The sequence below is a fragment of the Streptomyces justiciae genome (genome assembly GCF_015163075.1).
Classification (GTDB): domain Bacteria; phylum Actinomycetota; class Actinomycetes; order Streptomycetales; family Streptomycetaceae; genus Streptomyces; species Streptomyces justiciae.
This window is the reverse complement of the sequence record NZ_JADDXU010000014.1, coordinates 70,081-85,899: the sequence shown is the minus strand read 5'-3', so window position 1 is coordinate 85,899 and position 15,819 is coordinate 70,081. Positions and strand designations below refer to the sequence as shown.

Annotated in this window: 16 protein-coding genes, 1 other RNA gene and 1 pseudogene; 6 read left to right on the top strand and 12 right to left on the bottom strand. The window is 71.6% G+C overall.

Annotation, left to right across the window (positions count from 1 at the left end):
• Positions 1 to 158: 158 nt before the first annotated feature.
• The 5 genes and pseudogenes from IQ210_RS32770 to IQ210_RS32745 form a co-directional block, all read right to left on the bottom strand.
• Positions 159 to 335, bottom strand: a complete 177-nt coding sequence (locus tag IQ210_RS32770; protein WP_265584724.1) for a hypothetical protein — start codon at positions 333 to 335, stop codon at positions 159 to 161.
• Complete coding sequence (locus tag IQ210_RS32765) at positions 332 to 664, bottom strand: non-heme iron oxygenase ferredoxin subunit (protein ID WP_194082808.1); 333 nt, start codon at positions 662 to 664, stop codon at positions 332 to 334. The genes IQ210_RS32770 and IQ210_RS32765 overlap by 4 nt, the downstream gene beginning before the upstream one ends.
• Positions 665 to 1,183: 519 nt before the next feature.
• Positions 1,184 to 1,588, bottom strand: an RNA gene (gene rnpB, locus IQ210_RS32760) — RNase P RNA component class A.
• A 115-nt stretch (positions 1,589 to 1,703) separates the two neighbouring features.
• Positions 1,704 to 2,417: pseudogene (locus IQ210_RS48530) on the bottom strand (DMT family transporter); the annotation flags it as partial.
• A gap of 84 nt (positions 2,418 to 2,501) precedes the next feature.
• Complete coding sequence (locus IQ210_RS32745; protein WP_194082807.1) at positions 2,502 to 3,317, bottom strand: AraC family transcriptional regulator; 816 nt, start codon at positions 3,315 to 3,317, stop codon at positions 2,502 to 2,504.
• Between the two features lie 99 nt (positions 3,318 to 3,416).
• On the opposite strand from IQ210_RS32745, the gene IQ210_RS32740 reads away from it, so the two are divergent.
• Complete coding sequence (locus tag IQ210_RS32740; RefSeq protein WP_194082806.1) at positions 3,417 to 4,172, top strand: MerR family transcriptional regulator; 756 nt, start codon at positions 3,417 to 3,419, stop codon at positions 4,170 to 4,172.
• Entirely contained in the window at positions 4,169 to 4,804 is a 636-nt protein-coding gene (locus IQ210_RS32735; RefSeq protein ID WP_194082805.1) for a hypothetical protein, read from the top strand. The genes IQ210_RS32740 and IQ210_RS32735 overlap by 4 nt, the downstream gene beginning before the upstream one ends.
• On the opposite strand, the gene IQ210_RS32730 is transcribed toward IQ210_RS32735, so the two are convergent.
• Complete coding sequence (locus tag IQ210_RS32730) at positions 4,749 to 6,173, bottom strand: RNB domain-containing ribonuclease (protein WP_194082804.1); 1,425 nt, start codon at positions 6,171 to 6,173, stop codon at positions 4,749 to 4,751. The genes IQ210_RS32735 and IQ210_RS32730 overlap by 56 nt on opposite strands.
• 79 nt (positions 6,174 to 6,252) lie before the next feature.
• On the opposite strand from IQ210_RS32730, the gene yaaA reads away from it, so the two are divergent.
• Together yaaA and IQ210_RS32720 are read left to right on the top strand one after the other, a co-directional pair.
• Positions 6,253 to 7,035 carry a peroxide stress protein YaaA gene (gene yaaA, locus IQ210_RS32725; protein ID WP_194082966.1) on the top strand — a complete coding sequence of 261 codons (783 nt, stop codon included), beginning with the start codon at positions 6,253 to 6,255 and terminating at the stop codon, positions 7,033 to 7,035.
• A gap of 81 nt (positions 7,036 to 7,116) precedes the next feature.
• Positions 7,117 to 7,770 carry a bifunctional 4-hydroxy-2-oxoglutarate aldolase/2-dehydro-3-deoxy-phosphogluconate aldolase gene (locus IQ210_RS32720; RefSeq protein ID WP_194082803.1) on the top strand — a complete coding sequence of 218 codons (654 nt, stop codon included), beginning with the start codon at positions 7,117 to 7,119 and terminating at the stop codon, positions 7,768 to 7,770.
• On the opposite strand, the gene IQ210_RS32715 is transcribed toward IQ210_RS32720, so the two are convergent.
• The 3 genes from IQ210_RS32715 to IQ210_RS32705 are packed head-to-tail and all read right to left on the bottom strand — an operon-like array spanning position 7,742 to position 10,957.
• Positions 7,742 to 9,331 carry a bifunctional RNase H/acid phosphatase gene (locus IQ210_RS32715; protein ID WP_194082802.1) on the bottom strand — a complete coding sequence of 530 codons (1,590 nt, stop codon included), beginning with the start codon at positions 9,329 to 9,331 and terminating at the stop codon, positions 7,742 to 7,744. The genes IQ210_RS32720 and IQ210_RS32715 overlap by 29 nt on opposite strands.
• Positions 9,332 to 9,362: 31 nt before the next feature.
• A complete protein-coding gene (locus IQ210_RS32710; protein ID WP_194082965.1) occupies positions 9,363 to 10,106 on the bottom strand; it encodes a zinc ribbon domain-containing protein in 744 nt (247 codons plus the stop codon).
• Positions 10,103 to 10,957, bottom strand: coding sequence for a Nif3-like dinuclear metal center hexameric protein (locus IQ210_RS32705; protein WP_194082801.1), 855 nt, complete (start codon positions 10,955 to 10,957; stop codon positions 10,103 to 10,105). Before IQ210_RS32705 ends, IQ210_RS32710 begins: the two co-directional genes overlap by 4 nt.
• Positions 10,958 to 11,145: 188 nt before the next feature.
• On the opposite strand from IQ210_RS32705, the gene IQ210_RS32700 reads away from it, so the two are divergent.
• Positions 11,146 to 12,411 (top strand): hypothetical protein, encoded by a 1,266-nt coding sequence (locus tag IQ210_RS32700; RefSeq protein WP_194082800.1) that lies wholly within the window; start codon positions 11,146 to 11,148, stop codon positions 12,409 to 12,411.
• 96 nt (positions 12,412 to 12,507) lie between these two features.
• Positions 12,508 to 12,663, top strand: a complete 156-nt coding sequence (locus IQ210_RS32695) for a hypothetical protein (protein ID WP_194082799.1) — start codon at positions 12,508 to 12,510, stop codon at positions 12,661 to 12,663.
• A gap of 69 nt (positions 12,664 to 12,732) precedes the next feature.
• On the opposite strand, the gene IQ210_RS32690 is transcribed toward IQ210_RS32695, so the two are convergent.
• The 3 genes from IQ210_RS32690 to IQ210_RS32680 are packed head-to-tail and all read right to left on the bottom strand — an operon-like array spanning position 12,733 to position 15,665.
• Positions 12,733 to 13,671, bottom strand: coding sequence for a 3-oxoacyl-ACP reductase (locus IQ210_RS32690; protein ID WP_194082798.1), 939 nt, complete (start codon positions 13,669 to 13,671; stop codon positions 12,733 to 12,735).
• A gap of 12 nt (positions 13,672 to 13,683) precedes the next feature.
• On the bottom strand, positions 13,684 to 14,760 hold the full coding sequence (locus tag IQ210_RS32685) for a Zn-dependent alcohol dehydrogenase (RefSeq protein WP_194082797.1): 1,077 nt from the start codon (positions 14,758 to 14,760) through the stop codon (positions 13,684 to 13,686).
• A 29-nt stretch (positions 14,761 to 14,789) separates the two neighbouring features.
• Positions 14,790 to 15,665 carry a MaoC/PaaZ C-terminal domain-containing protein gene (locus tag IQ210_RS32680; RefSeq protein ID WP_194082796.1) on the bottom strand — a complete coding sequence of 292 codons (876 nt, stop codon included), beginning with the start codon at positions 15,663 to 15,665 and terminating at the stop codon, positions 14,790 to 14,792.
• Positions 15,666 to 15,819: the final 154 nt, after the last annotated feature.

Here is a 15,819-nt window from a genome sequence, read left to right as displayed (position 1 = left end):
CACGCAGGTCGAACACAGTGTCCGTGAACGGCTCGGTCTCCGCACGGAGCGCAGACTTCGCCACCTTCCCGCTGGCCGTGTACGGAAAAGCGCGGTTGGACAGCACTACGGCGAACGATGTCCCTGGTCCTGGGACCCTTCCACCGGGCCCAACAGAACTACCTGCCGCTGGCCCGCATGGTCGAGAACACCCCCGCGACCTGCGCGACCTCGTGCATCGTCACATGCTCCGCACCCCGCTCGGCCACCAGCCAGGCGGCCGCCTCCAACAACCGGGCCCGATTGCGGACGGCGTCAGCCCGCTCTCCCGCGAGATCGCCCGAAGGTTCGGTCATCCATCACTCCGCGACACGACATCGACGTACACGCGACCACCCTCGATCCGCACCGGATACACCAGCACGGGCCGCGAGGCCGGTGGGTCGAGCGGCTTGCCGGTGCGCAGGTCGAAGCGGGAGCCGTGCAGCCAGCACTCGACCGTGCACCCCTCCACCTCGCCCTCGGAGAGCGAGACGGCACTGTGCGAGCACACGTCGTAAATCGCAAAGAGCTCCTCCCGAGTCAGGACCAGCGAGACGGGCACGCCTTCAGCCTCGAACCGCCGCGGAACGCCCTCCTCCAGCGCGTCGAACCGGCAGAGGTACGTGTAACCGTCGATCGACATCGAACTCCTCGGGCACTCCAGGCAGCGGTCATCCGCTCCACTGGGGTGCGTCGGGCAAGTCAGCAGCGTCACGCGCGTGACTTTGCAGACCGCTCACGCTAGCGACGTGGCCAGGCTCAGAAACCCGCCCGCAGCCCGAAACTGGCCTCGGCATGGGCCTAGGGCGCGCCTCAGGGACAGGTCGGCGTGCCACCTCCGCGTGACGGGCACAGACGTCGTCCGCGCGCAGAGCAGCGTCGGCCGTGTGGTGCCGCCGCACGATCCGGAAACCAACGAGCAGACCCTCGGCTGCGAACCCGCAGGGCAGACACCTCGTACATGAACTTCCGATTCACCCGCCGCCTGATTGTCCGCTCCAGATCGGAGTTAGACCGCCTTCAACGCCCGGAATGCCCAACTCTTCCGCATGAGCGGTGGGACAGGGGCGACAATACGCGGACTCGGTTTCGGCCCAGATTCGCCCCGGACAATTTATTGAGTGAGGAAACATGGCCTCTGACCTGCGAAAATAGAGAGCGGCAGACGAGTCGGGCTGTACGCCGGGTTCTGTGCCGAGGGTCCTCGCGGACGTCTCGGCGACGGCCATCCATCTAGGACCGGCGTTGCCGCCGGCCTCGTGCGGTCTACCCGGGAACTCGGGCGGGCAGCCCTCGGACGTTCCCGCAGGAGCACCAAGGCGCTCCCTTTTGACCTTGCTCCAGGTGGGGTTTACCTAGCTGCCCAGGTCACCCTGAGCACTGGTGGTCTCTTACACCACCGTTTCACCCTTACCGAGGACCGAGATCCCCGGCGGTCTGTTTTCTGTGGCACTGTCCCGCGGGTCACCCCGGGTGGCCGTTAGCCACCACCCTGCCCTGTGGAGCCCGGACGTTCCTCGGGAAGCCCCCCGTCAAGGGGACTCCACGCGGCCGTCCGCCCGGCTCGTCTGCCGTGTCGACCATGTTACCGGGCGGCCAGGGCGCCGGACTCCAGACGCCGTCGCCAGCACCGAGCCCGCCAGGATCAGGACGAAGGCCACCCCCACCCCCGCCGTCAGCTCCTCCCCCAGGAACAGCGCGCCCGCCGCCACCGCCACCGCCGGGTTCACGTACGTGATCACCGTCGACCGCGTCGGGCCCACCTCCTTGATCAGCTCCAGGAAGGCCACGAACGCGACCGCCGTGCAGATCACCCCCAGGCCCGCCAGCGCCAGCAGAACCGAGGTGGAGGGCATGGACGACGGCCACGTCACCCCCGCCGCCGGTGCGTACACCACCGCCGCCAGGGCCAGGCACGACGCCGTGAGCTGGAGTGACGGGACGTCCTTCAAATGCCGCGCCGCTATCAACGGCGCCGTCGCGTACCCCACCACCGTCACCAGCACCTCCGCCATCGACCGCGCGTCCCCGCCCGTCAGATGCGGCACCGTCAGGACCCCAACCCCCGCCAGGCCCAGCCCCAGCCCCGTCACCCTGCGCGCCCCCAACCGCTCCGTGTCCCCGAAGAAGCGGGCCAGCGCCACGCCCACGATCGGCACCCCGGCTATCAGCAGCCCCGCCGTCGAACTCGACAGATGCCTCTCCGCGTCCGTCAGCGTGAACCACGGGCCGATGATCTCTATGCACGCGAAGGCCAGCAGCGGTTTCCAATGGGACCTGACCGTCGTCAGCAGTCCCCGCACCGCGAACGGCAGCAACAACGCCGCCCCCACCGCACACCGCGTGAACACCACGAACGACGGGGACAGCGGAGCCTCCACCGCCACCTTGATCATCAGGTAGGGGATGCCCCACACCACTCCCATCAGGGAGAACAGGAACCAGCCGCGTGCAGTCATACCGCCATGCTCGTGGCGGCGTCAGCGCCCGTCTTGAACGCTGTTGCGGTACGCCGCCGGCGTCACCCCCAGCACCCGCCGGAACCACCGCGTCAGATGCGCCTGGTCCGCGAAGCCCACCGCGGCCGCCGCCTCCGCCGGGCGCAGGCCCGATTCCAGAAGACTGCGCGCCCGGTGGACTCGGTACTGGGCCAGCCAGGCGTACGGGGGCAGGCCCATCGTCGTGCGGAAGGCGCGTAGGAGCTGGTAGCGGGACAGGCCCAGGTCCTCGGCCAGTGCCGCCAGGGACGGAGGGGCCACCAACTCGTCCGCCAAGCGGTCCCGTACGAGCAGCGCGATACCGTCGCCGCCCGGCACCACGTCGCACGTCGCCCGTGCCGTCGAGTGGCGCCTGGCCAGTGCCGTCAGGAGCCACGGCAGCCGCGACTCCGCCTCCAGCGGGTCGGGGCAGGCGCTCAGCTCCGTGTGGGTCAGGCGTAGGGCTGTGGCCAGTTCCGGGTCGTCTATCAGGGGCTCGCGGAAGTGCGGGAAGCCGAGGGTGCCGTCGGCCAGCAGGGGCGTCCCCGCGTACAGGGCCCGGTACGCGTAACCGTCCGTCGCGTTTCCCGGGCCTCCGGTGTGCACCTCCCCCGGTGCCAGTACGACGATGCTGCCCGGGCCTGTACGGATGTGCCCGCCCCGGTAGTCGATGATCTCCGAGCCGCCCACGCAGACGCCGACCGTGAACTCGTCATGGGCGTGGGGGGCGTAGACGTGCTTGTCGAAGCGGGCCGTGAGGAGGTCCAGGCGGGGGCCGCAGCGGCCCAGCCTCGCCCGAGTCCACAGTGCCTGTTCCACGCCACGCCCCCTGTCCGTCGTTCTCAGGGTGCAACGCCCGCCGCGCGCAATTCCATCTCCGCTTGACCCTCACGCGACGTCAACGTCTCTACTGATCCCATGCGGATCGGAGAACTCGCCGCCGCCGTCGGCGTCACCACGCGGACCGTGCGGCACTACCACCATCTCGGGCTGTTGCCCGAGCCCGAGCGGCTCAGCAACGGCTACCGGGACTACAGCCTGCGCCATGCCGTCGTCCTCTCCCGCATCCGGCGGTTGACCGAGTTGGGGCTCGGGCTCGCCGAGGTGCGGGACGTGCTTGCCGAGGACGCCGGGAAGGATCTCGTCGAGGTGCTCACCGAGCTCGATCAGGATCTCGCCCGGCAGGAGGCCGCCCTTCGCGAGCGGCGTGTGCGGTTGCGTGCCCTGCTCGACGACGACGAACACGCCCTCCCGCCCGAAGGGCCCGTCTCTCCTCAACTCGCCGCCCTCTTCCGCGACATGGCGCCCCTCGCCGACTCCCCCATGGCCGTCAAGGACCGTGAGGTGCTCGCGCTCATCGAGACCGCCGCCGATCCCGAGCGGCGAAAGGAGCTCCTCGCTGCCATCACGTCCGCCTTCGTCTCCGCGGACGCCCTCGCCGGCGCCCAGCACGCCTACGCCCTCCTCGACTCCCTCGTCGACGCCGCACCCGACGACCCGCACGTCCCCGAAGCCGCCCGTACCCTCGCCGCCCTCATCCCTCCCACCCTGCTCCCCGCGACCGACATCGACCCCGAGCACAGCTTCCTCCGCGCCTTCTACGCCGACTTCGCCCCGGCCCAGGCGGAGGCCATCCGGCAGGCCATCGGGATCGTCCGGGAGCGGCGGCCATGAGAATCGTCCGCGCCCTCGCCCGACACGAGACACGGCTCCTCGTCAGCCTCCTCCTCTGGGCCGCCCGACGCACGCACGGGACCGGCTCCGGACGCGTCCCCTTCCCCTACACCCGCGGCGAAGGGCCCCTGATGTTCGGGCTCGCCTTCGTCTGCGTCATCGAGTCGCTGACCATGTCCGTGCTGCTGCGGGACTGGCCGGCCGTGCACCGGATCGTCCTCGGTCTGGATCTCTACACCGTCGTCCTCGTCATCGGAATGCACGCCGCCAACGTCGTACGACCGCACATCCTCGACACAGACACAGACACAGACACAGTCACCGGCACCCTTCGGATTCGCCGGGGCGCGCACGTCGATCTGCACGTACCTCTTCAGCAAATCGCCGCCGTACGACGTGAGTTGCGGACCACGCACCTACGTGCCCCCGGTGAACTCGACCTTCCCCTCGGCGCCCGCACCACCCTCACCCTCGAACTCGCCCACCCCATAACCCACTTCACTCTGCTCAGCCGCCAACGGCACATCCACACCGTCCGGTTCCACGCCGACGACCCCGCCTCCCTCGCCGACGCGATCACGCGGGCGCGAACCGCACCTTCGCCGCTCCCGGATCGGCCTGCAGCAGCCTGACGCGCAGACGCTCACCCAGGGGGAGATCGTCTCCGTCGATGCGCCCGATCACCGCCGGGGACTCCAACTGCACCACCCCCACCGACGGTCGGCGTTCCTCCACCTCCACCACGCACCCGTCAAAGACCTCCCCCACCCGGTCCTTCAGCAGCGCCGCCTCCACGATGTCGACGCACTCCCGTTCGACCGTGCCCGCCCGCCGGCCGCCCTCGGCCATCTCCTGCGGGAGCGACTCCAGCGCTGACAGCACCCAGTCCGGCGGCGCCTCCCCCGCCACCGCCGCCAGGCAGAGTTCCGACGCGTACCGGTCGGCGAGGCGGCGCAGGGGTGCGGTGCAGTGGGCGTACGGGGCCGCCACCGCCGAGTGGGTGGCAAGAGTCGGCAGGTTCCCGTCCCGGAACACCGTGTAACCCGCGCCCCGCAGCAGCGTCGTGCACTCCTGCAAGAACGCCGCGTGGTGCGGGTCGTGCGGGTCCAACGACCGTACGAGCGCCGCGTACGACACATGGTGCGGCCAGTCGATGTGCAGGGCGTGGGCCGTGCGGCGCAGGCGGCCGACCGCGCCGTCGGGGGCGGCGGGGAGCGTGCGGAGTACGCCCGTGCCGTACGCGAGCATCAGGTCGGCGGCCGCCATGCCCGTCAGGAGGGAGATCTGGGCGTTCCAGCCGTCCGCGGGGAGCGGGGCGCGGTACGTCAGCTCGTAGCCCCCGTCCCGCTCCACGATCTCCTGCTCGGGGACGTTCAGGGAGATGCCGCCCCTGGCCACCTCCAGCTCCTCCCGCAGCCTGCCGATCACCTTCAGCAGGGCCAGTGGCTCCTCGGCGGTGCCCCCGTCGATCTCCTTCTGCACGCCCTCGTAGTCGAGCTTCGCCCGGCTGCGGACGAGTGCGCGGCGGACGTCGACCGCCAGCGTCCGGCCCTCCGCGTCCAGGTCGATCGTCCACAGGGCCGCCGGGCGGGTCTGGTCCGGCAGCAGGCTGGCCGCGCCCTCGCTCAGCACGGGCGGGTGCAGCGGGACCTTCTCATCCGGGAAGTAGAGGGTCATCACCCGGCGGTGGGTCTCCTCGTCCAGGGCAGATCCGGGTACGACGAAGGCGGCGACGTCGGCGATGGCGTACCGGACGCGGTAGCCGGTGCCCTGGCGGGAGAGGTGCATCGCCTGGTCGAGGTCGACGGACGTCGGCGGGTCAACCGTGAAGAAGGGGATGTCGGTGGCGTCGTACGTCGGGAGCGTCGGCGGGCGTTCCGCCTCCGCCAGCGCCTTCGGCGGGTAGGCGTCCGGGACGCCGAGTTCGGTGCGCAGTGCGGTGAGGGCGGCCCGGAGAGGGGCTTCGGGGGCGCCGGTCACGCTGATGTGGCGGCGGGGCATACCAGCGAGCGTAGAGCGGGGGGCGCGGGGTGGCACGCCGTACGCTATGGCGAAGCCAGACGTGAAGGAGATCCAACCCGTGCTTGTCCTGCTGCCGCCGTCCGAAGGCAAGGCCTCCTCCGGTCGTGGCGCCCCGCTGAAGCTGGAGTCGTTGTCGCTGCCGGGGCTGACCGAGGCGCGGTCCGCCGTGCTCGGTGAGCTCGTCGAGCTGTGCGCCGGGGACGAGGAGAAGGCGCGGGAGGTGCTCGGGCTCAGCGAGGGGCTGCGGGGTGAGATCGGGAAGAACGCGGAGCTGCTGGGGGCCGGGGCGCGGCCTGCCGGGGAGATCTACACCGGTGTGCTGTACGACTCGCTCGGCCTCGCCTCCCTCGACGCCGCCGCGAAGAGGCGGGCCGGGCGGCAGCTGCTCGTGTTCTCCGGGTTGTGGGGGGCCGTCGGGGTCGGCGACAAGATCCCCTCGTACCGGTGTTCCATGGGCGTGAAGCTGCCGGGGCTCGGGGCGCTCGGGGCGCACTGGCGGGGCCCCATGGCGGACGTCATGCCGGAGGCCGCGGGGACCGGGCTCGTGCTTGATCTGCGGTCCTCCGCTTACGCCGCCGCGTGGAAGCCCAAGGGGGAAGTGGCCGGACGGACCGCGAGCGTGCGGGTGCTGCACGCGCCCACCCGGAAGGTGGTCAGCCACTTCAACAAGGCGACCAAGGGGCGGATCGTACGGAGTCTGCTGTCGGCGGGCATCGCGCCGGCGGGGCCCGCCGAGCTGGTGGAGGCGCTGCGGGACCTCGGGTACGTCGTCGAGGTGGAGCCGCCCAAGGGGGCCGGGAAGGCGTGGACGCTGGACGTGCTGGTGGACGAGATCCACTGACACGTACACCTTGAACGCGAGGGCATTGCAGCATATGCAATGCCCTTTGCGCATGCTGCACCTCGACGGCATGCTGCCCTCATGACCTCCCCGAACCCGACCGTGTCCGTGCTGGACCTCGCCCCCGTCGTGCCCGTCGTCGTCATCGAGGACGCCGCCGACGCCGTACCGCTCGCACGGGCGCTCGTCGCCGGGGGGCTGCCGGCGATCGAGGTGACGTTGCGGACTCCGGCCGCGCTGGATGCCGTACGGGCCATCGCGGCGGAGGTGCCGGAGGCCGTGGTCGGGACGGGGACCGTCGTGACGCCGGAGCAGGTGACGGCGTCGGTGGCGGCCGGGGCGCGGTTTCTGGTGAGCCCGGGGTGGACGGACGTACTCCTCGAAGCCATGCGGGCGTCCGGGGTGCCGTTCCTGCCGGGAGTGTCCACAGCGTCCGAAGTCGTCGCGCTGCTTGAGCGCGGGGTGCGGGAGATGAAGTTCTTCCCGGCGCAGGCGGCGGGCGGGACGGCGTATCTGAGGTCGCTCGCCGGGCCGTTGCCGCAGGCGCGGTTCTGTCCGACGGGAGGGATCGGGCCGGCGAACGCTCCCGACTACCTCTCCCTCCCCAACGTCGGCTGCGTGGGCGGGACTTGGATGCTCCCCGCGGACGCGCTGGCCGCCCGGGACTGGGCGCGGGTCGAAGAACTCGCCCGCGCCGCAGCAGGGATCAGGGACGCAGGTGGGACGTGTCGTTGAACAGGCGGACGCTGGCGTTGCCGTCGGCGTAGTACGCCACCGCGGACAGCGAGGCGGCGCTCAGTTCCATGCGGAACAGGGACTCCGGCGGGGCGCCGAGGGCGAGACGGACGAACGTCTTGATCGGCGTGACGTGCGTGACGAGCAGGACGGTTCGGCCCGCGTACGTCGCGATCAGCTTGTCGCGGGTGGCGGCGATACGGGTGGCCGTCGCCGCGAAGCTCTCGCCGCCGCCGGTGGGTTCGGCGTCGGGGTCGGAGAGCCAGCGGTTCAGGTCGTCGGGGTAACGCTCCCGCACCTCACCGAAGGTCAGCCCCTCCCACGCCCCGAAGTCGGTCTCCCGCAGGCCTTCCTCTACGGTCACGTCCAGCCCGAGGCGCTCGGCCACGGCGGCCGCGGTCTGCCGGGTACGGGTGAGAGGCGACGCCAGGATCTCCTGTACGGTGCCACGCCTGGCCAGCGCCTCCCCGACCAGCCGAGCCTGCTCCAGCCCCACCTCGGACAGCGACGGGTCGGTCCCCCCACTCCCCGAGAACCGCTTCTGCGGAGTCAACGGCGTCTCCCCGTGCCGCAACAGCACGAAGGTCGCCGGCGCTCCCATGTCAGCCGGCGCCCAACCAGAACGAGCGACACTCTGCGCCGCCCGCACATCAGCGTCAGCTTTAGCGGCTCCGCCGCCCAGAGACTCCGCCGCTCCGCGGCGGGCATACCGACCGGAGGAAGAGGAGACGGCGGAAGAAGCGGAAGCGGCGGAATCGAAAGGAGCGGAAGAAGCCGGAGCCGCGGAGGAAGTCGGAGCCGCGGAGGAAGTCGGAGCCGCGGAGGAAGTCGGAGCCGCGGAGGAAGTCGGAGCCGCGGAGGAAGTCGGAGCCGCGGAGGAAGTCGGAGCCGCGGAAACGGAAGGAGCGGAAGAAGCCGGAGCCGCGGAGGAAGCCGGAACCGCGGAAGCGGAAGAAGCAGGAGCCGCCGCCACAGGAGCCGTCGCAGAGGCCGCCGCAGAGGCCGCCGTCGCAGAAGCCGCCGCCAGCGCCGCCCGCGCTCGCGCCGCGCCCGCGGCCGCGTCTCCGGGCGGGCCGGAGGGCTCAGGCACGGCGGACCCGACAGCCTTGGCCTCCAGCTCCGCCACCGACTCCGAAGCCGACCACTGCTCTCCCCGCGCCCCCGCGTCCATCGCCTCGTTCGCCAAGCGGTCCGCGTGCTTGTTGCGTTCGCGGGGGATCCACTCGTAGGTGACCCGGTCCGGCGGGAACACCCGGGCCGCCTCCATCGCCAGCGGCTTCATGCCCGGGTGCTTGATCTTCCAGCGGCCTGACATCTGCTCGACGACGAGCTTGGAGTCCATGCGGACGTGGACGGAGGCGGACGGGTCCAGGTCGTGGGCCGCGCGCAGGCCCGCCACCAGGCCCCGGTACTCCGCCACGTTGTTCGTGGCCACGCCGATGTACTCGGCCCGTTCCGCCAGCGTCTCGCCCGTCGCCGGGTCGATGACGACCGAGCCGTACCCGGCCGGGCCGGGGTTGCCCCGCGACCCCCCGTCCGCCTCGACGATGAACTCCCGCACGCGCAAAGCTCCTTACAGGGCCCTCGGGCCCCTACAGACCCGACTCGGCCGTGCGCACCAGGATGCGGCGGCAGTTCTCGCAGCGGACGACCGTGTCCGGCGCCGCCGCGCGGATCTCGTTGATGTCCGTGATCGCCAGTTCCTGGCGGCAGCCCTGGCAGGTGCGCTGGTACAGCTTCGCCGCACCGATGCCGCCCTGCTGTTCGCGCAGCTTGTCGTAGAGCTTGAGCAGGTCCGCGGGGATCGTGCCCGCGATGACCTCGCGCTCCTTGGTGACCGTGGCGACCTCGCCGTCGATGCCCTCGTACGCCGCCTCCCGGCGGGCCGTAGCGTCGTCGATCTTGCCCTGCACCGCGCCGACCCGCTCGGTCAGCTCGGCGACCCGCTCCTGCGCGGACTCACGGCGCTCCATGACCTCCAGGACGATGTCCTCCAGGTCGCCCTGGCGCTTGGCGAGGGAGGCGATCTCGCGCTGGAGGTTCTCCAGGTCCTTCGGGGACGTCACCGCGCCGGAGTCCAGGCGCTGCTGGTCGCGGGTGGCGCGCTGGCGGACCTGGTCGACGTCCTGCTCGGCCTTGGTCTGCTCGCGGGCGGTGTCGCTCTCCTCGGTCTGCGCGGCGACGAGAAGGTCGCGCAGCTGGGTCGCGTCCTTGGTCAGCGACTCGATCTCGGCGTGCTCGGGCAGCGACCTCCGCTTGTGGGCGAGCTGCTGGAGGCGGACGTCGAGGGCCTGGACGTCGAGAAGACGGATCTGGTCGGCGGGCGCGGCGTTCAGTTGGGGGCTCCAGTGGTGTGCGTCGTGGTGGACGCCGCGTGGGCGGTCCAGGGGTCGGTGACCGTGCGGGAGACGTGGACCCTGAGGTCCCATCCCTCCCGGTCGGAGATCTCGTCGAGCTGGGCGGCGCCCAGCTCGCACCAGGGCCACTCGGTGGCCCAGTGCGCCGCGTCGAGCAGCGCGAGAGGACTGTGGGCCCGCGCCTCGGAGGCGGGGTGGTGGCGCAGGTCGGCGGTGAGGAAGGCGTCCACCCCGGCGGCGCGTACGACGTCGAAGAGGCTGTCGCCGGAGCCGCCGCTGACGGCGACCATGCGGACGACGGCCTCGGGGTCGCCGGCGACACGGATGCCCTGCGCGGTGGCGGGGAGCCGTTCGGCGGCCTTCGCGGCCAGCTCGCGGACGGTCAGCGGGTGGTCGAGTTCGCAGATCCGGCCCAGGCCTCGACGGCCCGACGCGTCGGCCGGGTCCGGCACGAGGGGTCGTACAACGCGAAGGTCCAGCGCGCCGGCGAGGGCGTCGGAGACACCGGGGTCCGCGGTGTCCGCGTTGGTGTGGGCCACGTGCAGCGCGATGTCGTTCTTGATGAGGGTGTGGACGACCCGGCCCTTGAAGTGGGTCGCCGCGACCGTCGTCGTACCGCGCAGGTAGAGCGGGTGGTGGGTGACCAGCAGGTCGGCGCCCAGCTTCACGGCCTCGTCGACGATCTCCTGGACCGGGTCGACGGCGAACAGGACCCGCCGGACCTCCTGGTCGGGGTCGCCCACGACGGTGCCGACCGCGTCCCAGGACTCGGCCCGCTCGGCGGGCCACAGGGTCTCCAGCGCGGCGATGACTTCAGACAGACGGGGCACGCACAAAAGGCTACCTGGCTGTTCTGCGCCCTTGTACCGGTGTCGCTCCCCTTGACCCCGCCCAGCACATCCACCTCCGTTTCCTCAGGCGAATCGTTCCTGGGCCACCCCTTTGTGTGAAGCGGTCATCGCCTGGTCCCACGTCCGTGCGTACGAAAACTAGCTTCGTGGCCGGAGGTGACCGAACGATGACGGCCTGTGCGATCGAGCCCACGGCGGCGGACGAGGACGGTACGCCGCAGGCTGGCTGCGTGATCACCGCGGACGGCGCCTACGCCGCCCGCCTCACCCGCGACGGCGACTCCTGGTTCCCGGAGCGCTGGACGATGGACGGCCCGGAGCCGTACGCGGTGCCGCTGCCCGGCAACCAGCCGGAGGAGCCCGGCACCGAGGTGCAGCCGATGGCCGACGGACGGGTCCTGATCCGGCGGTTCGCGGACGGACGGCACAACTTCTCGCTGCTCTACCCGACCGGCCCCGGCACCGGTGAGCTGCTGCTCGGCGCGGTCGAGTGCCCGGACGAGGGGACCCGGCTGTGGCTGCTGCCGCCGGCGCCGGGCGGGGAGAAGGCGTACGCCCTCGCCGTGGGCCGGCGGACGACGGCGGTGTGGCTCGTGGCGGGCGGCGCCTTCGGCCCGGAGCACCTCGCGGAGATCCCGGGGCGCTGCTCGGGCGGGGTGTGGCTGGACCGGGCCGGGCGGATGCTGGCCCTCGACCGGGAGGTCGGCGGCTGCACCAAGGCGATCGTGGTGGACCTGGCGCGGGGCGGGGAGGTGTCGCCGCTGCTCCAGATCGCGGCCGGCAGCGACGACCGGCTGCTGCTGGCCGACCCGGACAGCGGGCTGCTGCTGATCGCCTCCGACGCGCCGTCGCCGGGGCAGGAACGGTTGGGCTGGGGGGTCATGGGCAGCACGCTGCCGGTGCGCTTCCCGGAGAGCCTCCGGCTGCCGGAGTGCACGGTGACGCCGTTCGCCATCCAGCCGGGGCAGGTGCTGATGCCGGAGAGCTGCGCGGTGGCGCTGCGCATCGACGGGCCGCTGGGCAGCTGGGTCGGGATGTGGCGGCCGGACGGACGGCAGGTGCACCATCTCGCGGCGCCCGTGGGGTGGTTGGCGGGCAGCGGGCTGTGGACCCGGGACGGCGTGCTGCGACTGCCGTACGCCACGGACGAAGTGCCGTGCGGGGTGGCGGAGTTGACGGCACCGGAGCGGGAGGCACGAAGAGCCACTGCGAACGGGGGAACCGCGGGGGACACGGGCCCGGGGGATCCGGACAGGGGCGGGACGGCCGCCGGGGAGACGCCGGATGCGGCGTCGGACTCGGGTACCGGCGGGCCGTCGGAGCCGGATTCCCCGGAGCCCGTGGCGGCCGCCGAACCGGAGCCGGAGGAACCGGTGGCGCCGCGTCCGGTGCCGCTCGGGAAAGCGCCTCTGGGACGTCTTGTAACGAAGTAGTGCCGGTTGGCGTGGCCGCCTGGATTCGGCCCGTGGGGTGCCGGTTAAACTCGCCCGGCTGTTAGAAAGATCATGTTGACGGGGTGAGTTCTTCCGATGAGCGACGCACGCACGATCCAGCCGCCGCACACCGATTCCCAGGAGGCCTCCGGCCACGGCAGGCACCGCGGTCAGGTCTCGGCACAGGACGGCGAGTCGGCCCCTCGTGGCCGGCACCGCAAGCCGGCCGAGGAGACCGAGTCGGCGGCCTGAGGTCGCAGGACGTACGGCCCCGTTCACCGTGGTGGTGAGCGGGGCCTTCGCCTTTTCAGTCCCGTTTTTTCAGTCCCGTTTCAGTCCGAGCACTTCGGCTGCTCCGAACGTCTCCCCCTCCGGCCGTTCCGCGAAGTGCGGAGTGAGGGCCGCGTCGAGTTCGTCGTACGTGAACGTCTCCTGCTTGCTGTCGAACTTGGCCTGCACCCGCGGCCGTTCGACCACGGCGACCATCCCGCCGTGGACGACGAGCAGCTGTCCGTTGACGCGGGCGGCGGCCGGTGCGGCCAAGTAGCCGACGAGCGGGGCGACATGCTCGGGGGCGAGCGGGTCGAGGCGGTCCTCGGGGAGTTCGAAGCCCGCGAAGACGTCCTCGGTCATCCGGGTGCGGGCGCGCGGGCAGATGGCGTTGGCGGTGACGCCGTACTTGGCGAGGGCGAGGGCCGTGGAGGTGGTGAGCCCGACGATCCCGCCTTTCGCGGCCGCGTAGTTGGGCTGTCCGGCCGAACCGGCGAGGAACGCCTCCGAGGAGGTGTTCACGATCCGCCCGTACACCCGCCCGCCGGCCTCCTTGGCCCGGGCGCGCCAGTGGGCGGCCGCGAAGTGGGTCGTGTTGAAGTGCCCCTTGAGATGCACGCGGATGACCGCGTCCCACTCCCCCTCGGTCATCGAGAAGACCATGCGGTCTCGCAGGATGCCGGCGTTGTTGACGAGGATGTCGACCTTGCCGAACTCGGAGATCGCCAACTCGACGAGTTCTCCGGCCTGTTGGAAGTCGGCGACGTCTCCGGTGTGGGCGACCGCCTTGCCGCCCGCCGCGCGGATCTCGGCGGCGACCTCCTCGGCGGGGCCTGCGGAGGCCGCGCCGGAGCCGTCGCGTCCGGGCTGCCCGAAGTCGTTGACGACGACGGTGGCGCCGAGCCGGGCGAGTTCGAGCGCCTCGGCCCGGCCGAGCCCCCGGCCCGCGCCGGTGACGATCGCGGAGAGCCCCTCAAGTGGCAGTGACATGGCCCGGGTTCCTCAGATCTCGATGCACGTACGGAGCGCGGTGCCCGTGCGCATCTGGTCGAGGGCCTCGTTGATCTCGGCGAGCGGCACCCGGTGGGTGATGAGCCCTTCCAGGTCGATGCGGCCGGCCCGCCAGAGAGCGATGGTCTTCTCGTAGGAGGTGAGGACGTCACCGCCGCCGTACATGGACGGCAGGATGCGCTTCTCGTCGAAGAACAGCTCGAACATGTTGAGTTGGAGGAAGTCGTCCATGGCGCCCGCGCCGACGACGACGAGGGTGCCGCCGCGCCGGGTGTTCTCGTAGGCCGTGCGGGCGGTGGCGGACTTGCCGACGACCTCGAAGACGTAGTCGAACCCCTCGCCGCCGGTTACCTGTTGCTTGGCGTCGGGCAGCTCGTCGGGTGAAACGGCCTTCGTGGCACCGAACTTGAGGGCGGACTCGCGCCGGGAGGCGACCGGGTCGACGGCGACGATCTCGGCGGCGCCCTTGAGCCGGGCGCCCTGGATCGCGGATATCCCGACGCCGCCGCACCCGATGACGGCGACGGACGAACCGGCCGCCACATCAGCGGTGTTGAGGGCGGCGCCGAGTCCCGTGGTCACTCCGCAGCCGATGAGCGCGGCGATGTCGAAGGGCACGTCGTCGGGGATCGGGACGGCGCATCCGGCGTCGACGACGACCTCCTCGGTGAAGGTGCCGGTGCCGGCGAAGCCGAACAGGTCACCGCCGGGGCGCTTGAAGTTGGGGGTGCCGGCGTTCATGAACCCGGCCAGGCACAGCTCGGTCTGGCCGCGCTTGCAGGCGGGACAGACACCGCAGGCGGGCAGCCAGCAGACGACGACCCGGTCCCCGGCCTTCAAGTTGCCGACGCCTTCGCCGACTTCGAGGATCTCCCCGGCGCCCTCGTGCCCCGGCACGAAGGGCGCGGGCTGCGGCAGGACGCCGCTCATCGCGGACAGGTCCGAGTGGCACAGCCCGGTGGCCCGCACCCTGATCCTCACCTTGCCCGGGCCGAAGCCCACCGCCTCGACGTCGTCGAGGACCTCCAGCTTGTCCTGGCCGATCTCGTGCAGTACGGCTGCGCGCATGGTGCGGCTCCCCTCAGATCATGCGGAGTTCAGGAGTGTGCGACGACGGTGTCGGCGAGGACGGGCGCGTCGTCCCGTTCGACGGCGCTGACGGCCACGCGGGTCCGGGCGGGCGTGTGCCACATGCGGATGCGCAGGGTCTCGCCCGGGTAGACGACACCGGCGAACCGGGTGTCGTACGACCGCACGCGCGTCACGTCACCGCCGAGCAGCGTGTCGACGACGGCCTTGAGCGTGATCCCGTAGGTGCACAGGCCGTGCAGGATCGGCCGCTCGAACCCGGCGACCTTGGCGAACTCGGGGTCGGCGTGGAGCGGGTTCCAGTCGCCGGAGAGGCGGTAGAGCAGCGCCTGGTCCGGGCGGACGGCCCGCTCGACGACACGATCGGGCTCACCGGCGGGCGGTTCGAGCCGTCCGGAGGGCCCGCGGTCGCCACCCCACCCGCCCTCCCCCCGAACGAAGATCTGGGCGTCGTTGGTCCACAACGGGCCCTCGGCGTCGGTGACTTCGGTGCGCATGACGAGGACGGCGGCCTTGCCCTTGTCGTAGATCGCGGCGATCCGGCCGGTGGCGGTCGCGGTGCCGTCGACGGGGAGGGGGCGGTGGACGGTCAGCGACTGACCGCCGTGCAGCACGCGGGCCAGGTCGACCTCGATGCCGGGCAGGGACAGGCCGCTGATCACGCCGGGCGCGCCGGCGCCGGCGACGGTGGCGAAGCTCGGCAGGACGTGGAGCCGGGACTCCAGGGTGTAGCGCAGCTCGTCGGGGTCGGTGGCGGGACTGGCCTTGTCGGGGTTCGCGCCCGCGCCGATGCCGAGGTGGTAGAGCTGCACGTCCTTGGAGTTCCAGGAGATCTCGCCGGAACGGGGTTCGGCGGCAAGGGCCTTGGCGGCGTCGATGGGCAATGCGGCTCCCTCGGGTTCGGAGTCGGGCTCAGAGACCTCGGTGCGGCCGTCCGCACCGTCGGCCGCACCGAGGTCGTCACGGGCCGATCTAGAACGCGTTCCAGTCCGGCGCCCCCTGTATAGCCCAGCGCACGGGAGTTGTGAAGACTCCTGA

Coding starts and splice junctions, on each gene's coding strand:
- IQ210_RS32720 (WP_194082803.1), top strand. CDS start 7,117: ATGACCTCCCCGAACCCGACCGTGTCCGTGCTGGACCTCGCCCCCGTC.
- IQ210_RS32700 (WP_194082800.1), top strand. CDS start 11,146: ATGACGGCCTGTGCGATCGAGCCCACGGCGGCGGACGAGGACGGTACG.
- IQ210_RS32690 (WP_194082798.1), bottom strand. CDS start 13,671: ATGTCACTGCCACTTGAGGGGCTCTCCGCGATCGTCACCGGCGCGGGC.
- IQ210_RS32695 (WP_194082799.1), top strand. CDS start 12,508: ATGAGCGACGCACGCACGATCCAGCCGCCGCACACCGATTCCCAGGAG.
- IQ210_RS32770 (WP_265584724.1), bottom strand. CDS start 335: ATGACCGAACCTTCGGGCGATCTCGCGGGAGAGCGGGCTGACGCCGTC.
- IQ210_RS32735 (WP_194082805.1), top strand. CDS start 4,169: ATGAGAATCGTCCGCGCCCTCGCCCGACACGAGACACGGCTCCTCGTC.
- IQ210_RS32765 (WP_194082808.1), bottom strand. CDS start 664: ATGTCGATCGACGGTTACACGTACCTCTGCCGGTTCGACGCGCTGGAG.
- IQ210_RS32685 (WP_194082797.1), bottom strand. CDS start 14,760: ATGCGCGCAGCCGTACTGCACGAGATCGGCCAGGACAAGCTGGAGGTC.
- IQ210_RS32730 (WP_194082804.1), bottom strand. CDS start 6,173: ATGCCCCGCCGCCACATCAGCGTGACCGGCGCCCCCGAAGCCCCTCTC.
- IQ210_RS32740 (WP_194082806.1), top strand. CDS start 3,417: ATGCGGATCGGAGAACTCGCCGCCGCCGTCGGCGTCACCACGCGGACC.